This is a genomic window from Algoriphagus persicinus, from assembly GCF_035156415.1.
Taxonomy (GTDB): Bacteria; Bacteroidota; Bacteroidia; order Cytophagales; family Cyclobacteriaceae; genus Algoriphagus; species Algoriphagus persicinus.
Window position 1 is genome coordinate 109,404 of record NZ_JAYEEY010000001.1, and the last position, 13,313, is coordinate 122,716.

General features: G+C 41.4%; 11 protein-coding genes. 2 read left to right on the top strand and 9 right to left on the bottom strand.

Annotated elements, in window-relative coordinates; all coding sequences use genetic code 11:
- Nucleotides 1-117: 117 nt before the first annotated feature.
- Nucleotides 118-2,973, bottom strand: coding sequence for a TonB-dependent receptor (locus U3A58_RS00450; protein ID WP_323821404.1), 2,856 nt, complete (start codon nucleotides 2,971-2,973; stop codon nucleotides 118-120).
- Nucleotides 2,974-3,099: 126 nt separating this feature from the next.
- Nucleotides 3,100-3,435, bottom strand: a complete 336-nt coding sequence (ytxJ, locus tag U3A58_RS00455; RefSeq protein ID WP_323821405.1) for a bacillithiol system redox-active protein YtxJ — start codon at nucleotides 3,433-3,435, stop codon at nucleotides 3,100-3,102.
- Between the two features lie 71 nt (nucleotides 3,436-3,506).
- Between ytxJ and U3A58_RS00460 the strand changes: the two genes are divergently transcribed.
- Complete coding sequence (locus U3A58_RS00460; protein ID WP_323821406.1) at nucleotides 3,507-4,910, top strand: DUF4403 family protein; 1,404 nt, start codon at nucleotides 3,507-3,509, stop codon at nucleotides 4,908-4,910.
- A gap of 45 nt (nucleotides 4,911-4,955) precedes the next feature.
- Here U3A58_RS00460 and U3A58_RS00465 read toward each other — a convergent pair whose 3' ends face one another.
- Together U3A58_RS00465 and U3A58_RS00470 are read right to left on the bottom strand one after the other, a co-directional pair.
- Nucleotides 4,956-5,444 (bottom strand): HEAT repeat domain-containing protein, encoded by a 489-nt coding sequence (locus U3A58_RS00465; RefSeq protein WP_323821407.1) that lies wholly within the window; start codon nucleotides 5,442-5,444, stop codon nucleotides 4,956-4,958.
- Nucleotides 5,445-5,455: 11 nt separating this feature from the next.
- Nucleotides 5,456-6,700: a hypothetical protein gene (locus tag U3A58_RS00470; RefSeq protein ID WP_323821408.1), complete on the bottom strand. Its 1,245-nt coding sequence runs from the start codon at nucleotides 6,698-6,700 to the stop codon at nucleotides 5,456-5,458.
- Between the two features lie 310 nt (nucleotides 6,701-7,010).
- Between U3A58_RS00470 and U3A58_RS00475 the strand changes: the two genes are divergently transcribed.
- Entirely contained in the window at nucleotides 7,011-7,181 is a 171-nt protein-coding gene (locus U3A58_RS00475) for a hypothetical protein (RefSeq protein ID WP_323821409.1), read from the top strand.
- Nucleotides 7,182-7,239: 58 nt separating this feature from the next.
- Here the strand turns inward: U3A58_RS00475 and acs are convergent, their stop codons facing one another.
- The 5 genes from acs to U3A58_RS00500 all read right to left on the bottom strand — a co-directional run bounded on the left by acs (nucleotide 7,240) and on the right by U3A58_RS00500 (nucleotide 13,254).
- A complete protein-coding gene (gene acs, locus U3A58_RS00480; protein WP_323821410.1) occupies nucleotides 7,240-9,132 on the bottom strand; it encodes an acetate--CoA ligase in 1,893 nt (630 codons plus the stop codon).
- A 48-nt stretch (nucleotides 9,133-9,180) separates the two neighbouring features.
- A complete protein-coding gene (locus U3A58_RS00485) occupies nucleotides 9,181-10,866 on the bottom strand; it encodes a sodium:solute symporter family protein (protein ID WP_323821411.1) in 1,686 nt (561 codons plus the stop codon).
- A 19-nt stretch (nucleotides 10,867-10,885) separates the two neighbouring features.
- Nucleotides 10,886-11,149 (bottom strand): DUF4212 domain-containing protein, encoded by a 264-nt coding sequence (locus U3A58_RS00490; protein ID WP_323821412.1) that lies wholly within the window; start codon nucleotides 11,147-11,149, stop codon nucleotides 10,886-10,888.
- Between the two features lie 188 nt (nucleotides 11,150-11,337).
- Nucleotides 11,338-12,093: a ZIP family metal transporter gene (locus tag U3A58_RS00495; RefSeq protein ID WP_323821413.1), complete on the bottom strand. Its 756-nt coding sequence runs from the start codon at nucleotides 12,091-12,093 to the stop codon at nucleotides 11,338-11,340.
- 90 nt (nucleotides 12,094-12,183) lie between these two features.
- Nucleotides 12,184-13,254 carry an FAD:protein FMN transferase gene (locus tag U3A58_RS00500; protein WP_323821414.1) on the bottom strand — a complete coding sequence of 357 codons (1,071 nt, stop codon included), beginning with the start codon at nucleotides 13,252-13,254 and terminating at the stop codon, nucleotides 12,184-12,186.
- Nucleotides 13,255-13,313 lie beyond the last annotated feature (59 nt).

Below are 13,313 nucleotides of genomic sequence, written 5' to 3' on the forward strand. Positions count from 1 at the left end.
TTTGTTTTTGTGGAAGATCAAACAGTTGTCTGAATATAAAAAAACCGACTGAGATATTTCAGTCGGATTATACTTGTTGAATCTCGTAAATAGTAGTTCAAAACTCTTACGTCTAATTTACCAAGTCCTTCCACCTCTTGGCGGTCCGCCTCTCCACGGTTGCTCAGTTTGCTCTGGCTGTTTGAAATTGCCTAAAATATAAGTGAAGGTTAGTAAGCCATAGCGTGTTAAGACATTGGTATATACATCTGACACGGACACATCTGAGATGGTACGTGTGATGCTGTTATTCTGATTGAGCAAATCGAAAATAACTACTTTCATCTCGGCCTTATTGTTTTTTGCAAACCTGTACCCTGCTTCGATATTCCATAGCCATACTGACTGATCAAACCCTTCCGAAAGTCCACGATACAAGCTATTATTGATCGTATTTCCCACAAATAGTTTCCCACCATTAGGGGAATAATACAAGCGAAGATTTGATTCTTGGATGTAATAATTGTTTTCTAAGCTCTCTTGTAAACTAGAGTTAACAATCGTATATGTCCCAGTAGTACTAATGGTGAAATCAAAATCCTTACTGATGTTAGACGTAAAGGTTATTCCCTGGCCTAGATCTATATTGTCATTGATGTTTTTCTCACCGTTGATTATCCCGGGAGTTCTGTTAAATCCAAGTCTTGTATTTAAGTTGATATTGGTTTTGATCCCTTTGATTGGTGCGCCATAAGTGAAGAAAACCCGGCTATTAAAATTCCCATCCAAGTTAACTGGTTGTGAAATTTGTCCGCCGGGACGGAGTAAAATTTCATTATTGATTAGCGTATCCTGGGAAGCAATGAATGTACTGCTCCCTATATAATTACTGGTGGTAGAGAGATTAACAAACATGAAGAAGCTACGGTTTTTCTCCATATTAAATTTACCGATGTTGGCAAAAATGCTATTCTGAAAACTCTGAGCCAAGGTAGGGTTACCCACGCTTAGACTAAGCGGATTTTGATTATTTACCACGTTTTGCAACTGATTAACCGAAGGTTCGTCTGTGCCTGTTCTATACCTTAGCCGGAAGTTCATGCCCGTTTCTCTATTTCTAAAGCTGACACTAGCACTTGGTAGGATATTATTGAAATCACGAACAAATACGCCTTCAGTTGGGAAGAAAGCTTCATTGTCCATTTTAGCATATTGATAATCAAGGTTGAAATTCAAATTCCAGCCTTCACTATTGTAGGCATAGCCTGTTCTAATTCTCTGCGTAATAAATTTGTTATTGAACTCATTACTCAAGGCAGTATCCAAAACGGTAATATTTTCATCGTTGAGCACTCTGGTCTTTTGATCTGAATCAGTTTTATTATTGCTGACCTGGTATCCAATAGTAGCAATTGATTTTTCGCTTAGAGGTTCTGTTAAAGTTGCATTTACTCTATAGTTGAATCCGTTGGAGAGAAGGTAGGTATCTTGCAACGTCGTGTCTAATTGATTTCTATTATAGTCTATACTTGCTCCCAACAGCTCGGAATCTTGGTCTCTGTTATTCCAAGAAGTACTTATATCTGTAGAAAATGTCCTCCCTGTCTTGTCAAACTTATATCGGTATGTCAAGTTGTTTCCAATGTTATAAGAATTGTTCTTAGCATTGGTGATGGAGCGAAGTGCAGAAAGTGAATCTGTATCATTTGCCAAAGTCAAGGCATCTCTATCACTGAATGTATTACTGCTCTGAAAGGAAATATTTGGCGTAATAATCAATGAATTATTTTCGTTGAGATCCGCTTCGATTCGTGCATTTGCCCTATGATTGAAATTTTCCACAGCATTGATCAGATTTTCCTGATAATTCTGTGTAGTATTTTCATTAATTACAGTTTGACGATTGGTTATCTGTCTTCGGGTATTCTGTGTGTTATTGAAAAAATAACTTCCTGTAAAATTGACCTTAGAACCCCATTTGTCGCTGTAGTTTAACCCCATTGCATTGGTAGTAATAGTACCAATATCATTTCCTCCATAGAAATTACTATTTCCTCTACCAAAGCCGCCCCGACCTCTACCACCACCACCACCGGAAGAATTTGCATTGACACCCGCCAGATCATCGCTGGAGAAGTTTTGCTGGTTAATATTGTTGAAAAGACCAAGAATAGAAACTCGTCTATCCCCGTTGAAAAGGTTTAAACTACCTCCGGCATTGTATTTATCGTCTGTGCCATAGCCTGCGTAAGCTCTACCAAACTGACCATTTTTACTGTCGGCTCTCAATATGATATTGATCGTCTTGGTGTAAGTGCCATCATCAAAACCCGTCAATCGACTTTGATCAGACCGCTGATCCAAAACTTCTACTCTATCGATTGCGTCAGCAGGAAGATTTCTCAAAGCGATATTTGGGTCAGAACCGAAAAATTCACGGCCATCTACCAAGATTTTTTGTACTGCTTCGCCCTGTGCCTGAACTTCGCCATTTTGAATTGTTATTCCCGGTAGTTTCCTTACAAGGTCTTCAGCCATGCCATTTTCTTTGGTTTTAAATGCATTGGCATTGAATGAGGTAGTATCTCCCCTCATTTCACCTAACTGGTTTTGACCTTCTACCACTACCTCTCCAAGTACTTGAGCATCTTCTACAAGTGTTAATATTCCCAGATCAACAGGCTCTCTTCCTGAATGGACTTTTGAGATCGTGTGATAACCTATAAACTTGATTTCAATTTTTACCGACGGAATCCTTGGTCTCGCGATTTCAAATTGTCCTTTCGCATCGGTCACTGTGCCTACCAAAAGTGAGTCGGTCACGGTTTTGATTAGCACATTTGCCCCAGCCATTGGAGTTTTGGTGCTTCCGTCCATGACAGTCCCAGTGAGTTTTCTTTCGGGACTGCCCTGCTCTGTAGGTCGTTGTCCATACGCTGAGAGACCTATTAAAAAGCTAAAAATCAGAACAATAACTGAGTAGTGTTTTTTCATAATTATGCAAATTGCTACTTCTTTGACTGCATAGTAATGCCCAAGGTTTACTCAGTATCTGAGGAAAAATAAGAATGGGTTTTGAAGTGGATAAATGGTATAAAAACCATTTAAAAATCAGAATAACTAAATTTTTCCCATTAGGTCTGAATAGGAAATCCCAAAGTGACTATTATCATAAATCACGTCTCCACTTTTTATTAACAAAACTTGGGGTGATTCATGTGGTACCTGAAATTCCTTTGCCACAAATTCGGATAATTCGCGATAAGCAATAAGATCCAAAAAATAGGGAGTTATTTTCTCAAAGTCAGTTTCATTCCATTTTCTTAGGAGCCGATTCAATGACATGCTGCTTATTGAGCAACGCGTACTATGCTTGAAAATCAATACAGGCTTATTGGCGCTCAGTACTTTGATTTCATGTATTTGTCCAACTTCTGTGAGTTTATTCCAATTCATTTTCTTGATTTAATTTTTTTGGGGCAATAGTTGTAGAAGGAACATCACCCAATGAAAACCAAACTTCATTTATGAAATTACAGTTCAATAGGCGATTTATAAACTTTCCGATTGCTATCGTATTAGTAGTCCTTATTTCATTTTCCTGCAAAAGTATAAATCCTAGTATCAATCCGGAGCCATCCACTCCTCCGCCCAGTGCGACTGCTAGGGTCAATATGCCTCTAAAAATCCCCAAAGAAACGTTAAGCAAACTTCTGGATAGTCAGGTTCCTGCAGTTTTACTTCAGGAAAAAGGATTGGATATGGGAAGCGGAATAACGGGTGATCTGCAATTGAAGAGAAATGGCAAAATTTCTTGGACTGCGCTGGATAGCCAACGAATTCAGCTGACTGTTCCTATTAATGTTATGGGGGAAGTCGGCTTAAAATCTAAAGGATTAGGAAGTTTATTTCAATCCAGATTACCCTTAAACGAAAACTTTTCGCCTGTTTTTGTGATAGATCCAGTGATCAATTCTAATTGGGGTATTGGAGCTAAGAGTTTCGAACTGGTAGCGTTAGGAGGAAATTTAGCTGTAGAGGTATTGGGAATGAAAGTGGATCTGAGTGGTTTACTGAGCAAGGAATTAAGAAAATGGGGAAATGAAAATCTAACAGGAGGAAAAGAAATAGCTAGTTTAAAAACTTTGGTTAACCTTGCTTGGGCACAGGTTGGCAAGCCTATTTCTATTGCATGGATAGGTGGAAATACCGCTTTTTCTATACAGCCTCAGCACGTAAAACTCAAAGAATTTTTCGATACGGATCAGAATTATAATCTATGGCTGGGAATGGATGGAAAAGTAAATTCTCATCCTGTATATGCTGCACCTTCACGAGCATTCCCCCTTCCAGGGCTTATTCAGAATGAAAATCCTACAAATGAATTAGAAATACTTATTCCCTTGACGATAAGTTATGCTACGCTAGACGAGCTATTAAAACAGAATTTGGAGGGAAAAGAATTTCGGGTAGATAAAAAAACCACCATGATTCCATCCAATATTAAGACTCAAGCTTTTGGAGATTTATTGGCAATAAACATGGATTTTATTGCGGAGCAGACGAACGGCAAAACGTTGAACGGTACACTTTTCGTGGTTGGTAAGCCAGCGTACACTACTCCCTCCCAAAGCATAATTTTTGAGGATGTTAATTTCAAAATGGAGAGTGGAAGCTTCGGAGCGCAGACAGGTGTTGGTCTAAAAAAGCGTAAAATTATCCGCAGCATTGAGAGCAAAGCTGTTTTTCCAATTGGAGAGATGCTGAATGAAAGCTTGAGTAATATCACAAATCGTCTGGGATTAAGTACGCCGATTATGGATTTGAAAGTCGCAAACCTTTCAATCGAACCTTCAGGATTTTATCCTTTGGCCAAAGAATTAGTGATTCAAATGAAAGCTAGTGGTGAAGTTGATGTAAAATGGAAATAAAAAAGCCGTCAAAATGACGGCTTTGAAGAGTGCCTTTTTTGAGATTTATTTCATTTTTTTCATAATATTCAAGGCATCCAATTTGATTTCATCTTGGTGAAATGATTTGGAAATTTTATCAATTTTAGATTTAAATGTTTTTTCCAGTTTCATCGCCGAGGCTGATCTCAATGCAAACTTTACCACAGAAGGGTCATTATCATCTAAAGATCTAGAAAGTATGGATTCAGCAGCTTTCGCACTCCGCTTTTGTGCACCATAAGCAGCAGCAATTCTTACTGGGGCGCTTCCCGTTTCTGCAGCCATTTGCAGAATATCATTCCCTGCCTCATCATCGATGTATCCGACTAGATAGGCAGCTTTTATGGATAGGTTCTCATCAGAACCTTGTACCAGTTCGGAGAGAAAAGGAAGAGCTCCTTTACCAAATTTCTTTGCACCAGCGGGATAGTCCAACTCATCTTGTCTGAGAAAAGCAAGGAGTTCTTGCGCATCAAAATCCTGTGCGGCTGTATTACTTTTTGACTTTGCCATGTTTTTTCAGTTTAAAGTGGGGTAGTTAGACTAGAATTTCGCATTGTTGTAGATTCACCAGATGTGAGGTTTGGCGGGGGATTGGTGATATTAAATGTCCCGTTGCCTGTCATCAGACGATTATTGTCATTCACATGATGAATGCCCAGTACGTGTCCAAATTCATGTCCCAAAGTCCAACGACTTGCTGAGCGGACGACCACGCAACCAGGTCTTCCTGATGGGTGCGCAGCACAGCCATTGTATCCCGGCACTGTACTTCTGACGTAGTAAACCACCACATCATTTGTTCCTACAAAATTCCTGTTGTCAAAAAGACTTACTTGCTCAGATGAGACAGACCCCATAGTACATCCCCCTACATCCACATCTTTGAGAGTTGCTAGATTAAGATTTTCGGTAGATGCACAGTCAACTCTCACTCCAGCCACAGCATATACTTCCTGCATGGCCGCAAACTGCTCATTGATGGAGAAGGAAGTAGGAGTTTCCAAGATTTTCACATGCACTCGTACACGTTCTTTCAACACCCTCACCCCTGCTGTAGGAGACCAATAGATGCTTCCACGCTGGAAATGAGAAATCCGTGCTGCACCACCAAACACTACCAGCTCATCTGAGGTAGGATATCCCAACGCACTTTTTTCCCAGCCTAAAGAGGCCCAGTGAGATCGAATAGCGCCATGGACTTCATGAGCTCCTGTGCTTGGGAACCAGTAGATGCTTCCTCCTTGGAAGTGGTTAAAGCGACCTACACCATCGGGGCAAGTATTTTCATTGGTCAGTGGATATCGAAGAAAACTTCGCTCCCACCCGAGACTGGAATATTTGCCTCTAATAGCCCCATGAACCTCCCAAGCTCCTGAAGAAGGACTCCAATAGATGCTTCCTCCCTGAAAGTGATTGTACCGCCCAATACCGTCGGGACAGGCGGATTCATCTGTGCGAGGATAGCCAAGCAGGCTTCTTTCCCATCCCATGGATTGCCACCGGGCACGGATAAGTCCATGAACCTCATAGGCGCCGATAGAGGGATGGTAATAGATGGATCCATTTACATAATGTTGAAACCGGCCTATTCCATCCGGGCAGGTCTTAATCGGCGTGGTATGCGTGCCGAGCCAACCGCTAGCTCCTCCCAGCGCCCAGTACTTTTGAGTAATTGGGTGCGCAGGTAAAACATTGAGCTCTTTGAGCAATTCCAAATTCAGCTCCTTTTTCAGAACCAGTTTTGGGTCAATTATTAGTTTTGCCATAGTATTAAAAGTTTTTAAATGTGTATAAAAATACGATTTAAATTTACCTTTAATTAACTGTTCATAAGCTAGTTACATCATGTATATTTTGCAAAAAACACCAAATATGTGAAATAAATTAGTATGTAATATTTCAGTAGTAATTCAAAACTGTGAATGCTGAGATGAGAATATACACTACTCCATCTTCCATAAAAAGTAGCCTGATTAGGCCGTCAGCATTGATGTCGCCAAAACTCTGCCGATGAAAGCAATTTTCTGACAATGTGTCAACAAGAATATTGGGAATGCGTTTTGTAGCTTGGTTTTTATGAAGCACTTTCCAATTATCCGTTTCCTAAGACGTTTAACTTGGTCTTTGATCGTGGCATTCATGGTGGGAGTTCACAATTTCTATAAACAGGAAATGGATTCGGCTGATTCTATTGTCTCTTCGATACAAATGGACGAGGAGGAGGAAGATGCATCTCCAAAAGATTAATAGCCAAAGCTAAAAAATCAGAGCCAAGAAAATAATTGCTTGGCTCTGTATTTTGTTCCTATTTTTTACCTTCAATAATTTTCGTCACTACATCCGGATCAAGCAAGGTGCTGGTATCCCCCATGTTTTCGAAGGATCCCTCTGCTACTTTTCGCAATATTCTACGCATGATCTTTCCTGATCTGGTTTTCGGTAGCCCCGGAACAAGTTGAATTTTATCCGGCTTGGCGATCGGACCAATAATTTTGGAAACCATCTCCTTAATCTCGTTGATCAGATTATCCTCTGTTCGATTAGTCAAATCTGCAATAACGTAGGCATAGATACCTTGCCCTTTGACCTCATGAGGATAACCCACCACGGCAGATTCAATTACCTTAGGATGCTCGTTGATTGCATTTTCCACTTCTGCAGTACCCATTCTATGACCGGATACATTCATCACATCATCGACACGCCCAAGGATTCTATAGTAGCCATCGTGATCACGCTTCACGCCATCCCCTGTGAAATACATTCCCTTATACGTAGAGAAATACGTTTGCTTGCAGCGCTCATGATCTCCATACGTAGTGCGAATCATAGCAGGCCAGGGGAATTTGATGCAGAGATTTCCTTCCACTGAGTTTCCCGTCAATTCATTTCCTTCCGGATCTACGATACAAAGCTGTACACCGGGAAGGGGCAAAGTGGCATAAGCCGGTTTAGTAGGAGTGATACCGGCAATCGGAGAAACCATAATACCACCAGTTTCTGTCTGCCACCAGGTATCTACGATAGGACATTTATTTTTCCCAATATGCGTATGATACCAGTGCCAGGCCTCTTCATTTATCGGTTCGCCTACAGAACCCAACACTTTCAATGAGCTTAAATCATATTTCTCTATTGGCTCAGTGCCAAAGGCTTGCAACGCTCTGATGGCTGTAGGTGCGGTGTAGAATACATTGACTTTATATTTTTCTATCACTGCCCAGAATCGCCCAGCATCAGGGAAAGTCGGGACGCCTTCAAACATAAGGGTGGTCGCTCCAGCCAAAAGTGGCCCGTAAACTATATAGGAGTGGCCGGTAATCCAGCCTACATCAGCTGTACACCAAAATACATCCCCTTCAGAATATTGGAAGACATTGTCAAATGAATACTGGGAATAAACCATATAGCCGCCTGTGGTGTGGACTACACCCTTTGGCTTGCCCGTAGATCCAGAAGTATAGAGAATGAAAAGCATATCCTCACTATCCATCTCCTCGGCTATACATTGCTCAGATTCAGCTGCGATGACATCGTGCCACCAGTAGTCTCGCCCTTCTTTCATGCTCACTTCTTGCTTGGTGCGCTCATAGACAATCACTGTCTCAACACTTGATTTCTCCAATGCTTCATCGACCACAGCTTTCACAGCGATCTTTTTGGTTCCTCTATAATTTCCGTCTGAGGTCAAGATTGCTTTTGCTTCACAATCAATTACTCTATCTGCCAATGCAGAGCTGGAGAATCCTGCAAACACAACTGAGTGAATAGCCCCAATTCTTGCACAGGCAAGCATAGCGATTGCTGCCTCAGGAACCATTGGCATGTAGATAATCACCTTATCTCCTTTCCCGATTCCTTTACTTTTGAGCGCATTTGAGAAGCGATTTACTTCGTGAAAAAGCGCTCTATAAGTCAGTGTTCTTCCTTCTTCATTCGGATCGTTTGCCTCCCAGATAATAGCCGGGCGTTCGCCGATGGTATAAAGATGGCGTTCAAAAATATTTTCGGTGATGTTAAGCTTTGCATCAACAAACCACTTCACATCTGGTTCGTCAAAATTCCATTTCAATACCTTTGACCAGCGCTTTCTCCAGTGAAATGAATCCGCAATTCTTGCCCAAAACTCTTCGGGCTGGGTTACGCTTTTTTGGTATTCGTAGAGGTACCCGCTGAGGGTATGAATTCTGTCACTCATGATAATTTTGGTTTATTGTATTCAATTCTGGGTTAAATATGCTCTAATTTAATGATCCTGAGCCTTACCTGCACCACGTGGGATTCTTATTTCCTGCACCATATCCTGCACCGCTTGCGGAGGAGCTGGAGTGAATTTGGAGACAGTCACACATACGATAAAATTAAGAATCATTCCTATGGAACCTATGCCTTCAGGTGAAACTCCAAACCACCAATTCTCTGCACTGCTAGTTTCCGGACTGACAAATTTGAAATAGACAATATAGCCAATTGTAAATACCAGACCGGTGATCATTCCCGATATAGCCCCTTCTTTATTAATTCTCGTGGAGAAAATGCCCATGATAATCACTGGGAAAAAGGATGCTGCTGCCAATCCGAAGGCAAAAGCCACTACTTGGGCCACAAAGCCTGGTGGGTTTATACCAAAATATCCAGCAAGAAGAACCGCTCCAGCTGCAGCGATACGAGCAATTCGCAACTCCTTTTTATCCGAAATATCCGGTCTGAATGTCTTGAATAAATCTCGTGATACTGAAGTGGAAATCACCAGAAGTAAGCCGGCAGCCGTAGAAAGTGCAGCTGCCATCGCCCCGGCTGCTACCAAGCCAACTACCCAATTTGGCAGCTGAGCGATCTCTGGACTTGCCAACACCATGATGTCTCTGTCGATCGTCAATTCATTTACAGCTGGATCTGCCACATATTGGACTTTGCCATCGCCATTTTTATCATCTACCTTAATCAGGTCGGTTTTTTCCCAAGTAGAAATCCATTCAGGCAGATCCGTAATATTCTTTTCTGAAGTAGTCTCTATGGCATTGTAAATCCCAAACGCAGCAATCGCCGGAGCTGTAGTGTAGAGTATGGCAATAAAAACTAATGCGTAACCCGCCGAAAGTCTCGCGTCTTTTACTCTTGGAACGGTAAAAAAACGCACAATCACATGTGGCAATCCAGCCGTTCCTACCATCAAAGCCAGCGTAATCATAAACATATCTGTGATGCTTTTTCTCCCAGAAGTATATGCAGCAAAACCCAATTCAGTGAGTACTCCATCCAGTTTATCCAGCAGGGGCGTTCCATCTGCAATTGATCCGCCCAGCCCGAGTTGTGGAATAGGATTTCCTGTCAACTGCATAGAAATGAAAATAGCAGGAACCATATATGCGAAGATCAACACGCAATACTGCGCTACTTGGGTATAAGTGATACCTTTCATGCCCCCAAGTACCGCGTAGAAAAACACAATACACATCCCGATGACAACGCCCCATTCTATGGGGACTTCCAGGTACCTTGAGAACACTATTCCCACTCCACGCATTTGTCCGGCAACGTAGGTAAAGGAGATGAATAAGGCACAGATCACTGCTACAACTTTAGCCGTATTGGAATAATACCGATCACCCACAAAATCCGGAACGGTGAATTTGCCGAATTTCCTAAGGTAAGGAGCTAGCAAGAGGGCAAGCAAAACGTAGCCTCCAGTCCATCCCATCAAATAAACTGAGCCGTCGTAACCCGCGAATGATATAATTCCCGCCATCGAGATAAAGGAGGCTGCGGACATCCAATCTGCCGCAGTCGCCATGCCATTGGCTAAAGGAGATACTCCTCCGCCGGCGATGTAGAATTCCTGAGTAGATCCGGCACGAGACCAGATAGCTATTCCTATATAAAGTGCAAATGAAAAGCCTACTAGAATGTAGGTCCAGGTTAAAATTTCCATAGTTTTTTAGCTTAAAAAATTATTCTTCGTCCACATCAAATTCCCTATCCAATAAGTTCATGCGCACCACATAGATGAAAATCAAAATCACAAAAGCGAAAATAGATCCTTGCTGCGCAAACCAGAACCCTAGTTTATATCCACCGAGCCGGATTTCATTTAGCTCATCTACGAAAAGAATTCCACAGCCGAAAGAGACTACAAACCAGACTATTAATAGAATAAATAGCGTTTGGAGGTTTTTCCTCCAATAGGCTTTCATTTTTTCCTTGTGTGTAGGCATACGCTGGGGTTTAGGCTAAGAAAATAAAACTTGCCTTCAAGCTAGCAATTGCATCCATAGGAATGCAAGCTGTTTTCCAAGAATTAATCGAAATTTTATCGCAAGCCCCAAAATCATCCTGATATTCTTCGGGTCAAAAATGATCTTACATGGGAAAACTTATTCTCAGTGCCCACTTTCTTGCGCTTTTATTTGATTAAAAACTCAGAAAGAATCGCTAAGCCTGCGGCTAAAAAGCTTACCAATAACTTGTTGAGCTGGAACTTGTGATGGGGACTGCTCTCAAAAAATATAGTAGTAGAAATATGCAAAAATCCACCAGCAACCAAGCCATATAGAATGCCGATTCCTTGTTTTTCTAACATGCCACTTTCAAATAAAAATGAACTGGATATCATACCTAGGGGGGATGCCAGTGCAAAAAGTGTCAATAACATCAGTGTGGTTTTTTTGCTTAAAGAGCTTGATAATACTGCCGCCAAGGCAAATGCTGCGGGTCCTTTGTGCAGGATAATGCCGAGAAGTACCGTTTTGCTATTATGCACATGACCAAGAACCTGCTCCCCCTGATCCATCAATTCTCCATGTGAAAGAAGTGTGCCTTCTAGAAATGCATGAATGAACAAGCCAAGCATAACGGTGGTCATGGCTCTACTCCCCTGATGCTCATGTGCATGAATATGGCCGTGCTCAATACCGCTAGACCAGAATTCCAAAAGTTGCTGAAGCAAAAAACCAATCAGGATGTATAATCCCATTCTTTTGCTATCGAATCCGCCGTCAAATAATTCTGGTAAAATGTGTAGAATAGTAATAGAAAACAGGTAAGAGCCTGCAAAAACCAGCACCAAACGAAAGTACTTCTCTCGAAAATCAGGAGCAAAATAAACCAATGAACCTGCGCTCATGGCAGTAATAAAAAGAAGCAAAAATTTGAATTCCATTGGCCTACATTCCTTTCCTTTTTTCTATTGAAAAGGAAAAAGTAATAACTCTGGCAAAGGTAATAAAATTCAATAATGTTGCATTTAAAATTAATTCTCCTGAGGAAAAGACAAGAATGGCTTTAAGCTTTCGCTCGCAAAAGTCTTAAATCCTCCCATTCCATCATCGTAGATTAAGAACACTTCAATTTCTTCCAATCTTTCATCCAATTTAATAGCCTCATCTTTTCCCAACACCATCATGGCCGTGGCATAAGCATCTGCCATCATACAATTATCCGCCAAGACCGTAGCGCTGAGCAAAGAATGATTTACAGGATATCCCGTCGCTGGGTTTATAGTATGAGAGATTTTTACGGAGTCCCGCACATAAAAATTGCGATAGTTCCCAGACGTAGCCATTCCTCGGTTTTGCAATGCAATGATGCTGATCAGGTCAGATGCATTTGCAGATACCTCCGGACGATTTACTCCCACCTTCCAAAGCTCGCCTTTATCATTCACCCCATTAGCAACTAGCTCGCCGCCTATTTCTACCAAGTAATTTACTATTCCTTTGGTTATCAAATAATCAGCGACCACATCCGATCCATAGCCTTTTGCGATAGCTGAAAAATCCAAATAAATCCCAGCTACTTTTTTGCGAAGCTGCTTCTGGTCAAATTCAATTTTTGAAAAGCCAACTGTCGCGAGCAGATTTTTAATATCCACACTGTCCTTTAGTTCTGGACCTCCCGGGCCAAAACCCCAAATATTTACAAGCGGTCCTACAGTTGGATCAAACGCTCCATTAGTATTTTCAAAGACTTTTTTGGAAGCTTCTAGCACAGGCAATAAATAGGGTAATTTGAACTCCAGAGTGTCACCTTGATTGAATTGACTAAGTTCTGAATTAGGAATGTAGGTGGAAAGGCTTTGATTAAAAACAACCAAAAGTGAATCAATGGATGATTGCAAGTCCCTACTCTCCTGATCCATGTACGTAATGTTATAAGTCGTGCCCATGGTTTTACCCGAAATCGTCATTTTACCAGCAACAGCAACGGTAGTTTCCTTCAAAGCCATCTCTGTCTTATCACGATTACGCCATGAGTAAACAAGCATAATGGCGGTAAGGAGTACAATAGAATATATAATGTTTTTTCGGGCGTTTTGGCGCATAATTTTGGGGATTTGAAAGCGAATTTAAGGCTTATTTTTCAGTTTCGCAGGAATGCCGA

What these genes read in the sequence shown, in the direction of transcription:
- U3A58_RS00470 (WP_323821408.1), bottom strand. Translation starts at nt 6,700, where the DNA reads ATGGCAAAACTAATAATTGACCCAAAACTGGTTCTGAAAAAGGAGCTG.
- U3A58_RS00500 (WP_323821414.1), bottom strand. Translation starts at nt 13,254, where the DNA reads ATGCGCCAAAACGCCCGAAAAAACATTATATATTCTATTGTACTCCTT.
- U3A58_RS00495 (WP_323821413.1), bottom strand. Translation starts at nt 12,093, where the DNA reads ATGGAATTCAAATTTTTGCTTCTTTTTATTACTGCCATGAGCGCAGGT.
- U3A58_RS00490 (WP_323821412.1), bottom strand. Translation starts at nt 11,149, where the DNA reads ATGCCTACACACAAGGAAAAAATGAAAGCCTATTGGAGGAAAAACCTC.
- U3A58_RS00460 (WP_323821406.1), top strand. Translation starts at nt 3,507, where the DNA reads ATGAAATTACAGTTCAATAGGCGATTTATAAACTTTCCGATTGCTATC.
- U3A58_RS00450 (WP_323821404.1), bottom strand. Translation starts at nt 2,973, where the DNA reads ATGAAAAAACACTACTCAGTTATTGTTCTGATTTTTAGCTTTTTAATA.
- acs (WP_323821410.1), bottom strand. Translation starts at nt 9,132, where the DNA reads ATGAGTGACAGAATTCATACCCTCAGCGGGTACCTCTACGAATACCAA.
- U3A58_RS00465 (WP_323821407.1), bottom strand. Translation starts at nt 5,444, where the DNA reads ATGGCAAAGTCAAAAAGTAATACAGCCGCACAGGATTTTGATGCGCAA.
- ytxJ (WP_323821405.1), bottom strand. Translation starts at nt 3,435, where the DNA reads ATGAATTGGAATAAACTCACAGAAGTTGGACAAATACATGAAATCAAA.
- U3A58_RS00485 (WP_323821411.1), bottom strand. Translation starts at nt 10,866, where the DNA reads ATGGAAATTTTAACCTGGACCTACATTCTAGTAGGCTTTTCATTTGCA.
- U3A58_RS00475 (WP_323821409.1), top strand. Translation starts at nt 7,011, where the DNA reads ATGAAGCACTTTCCAATTATCCGTTTCCTAAGACGTTTAACTTGGTCT.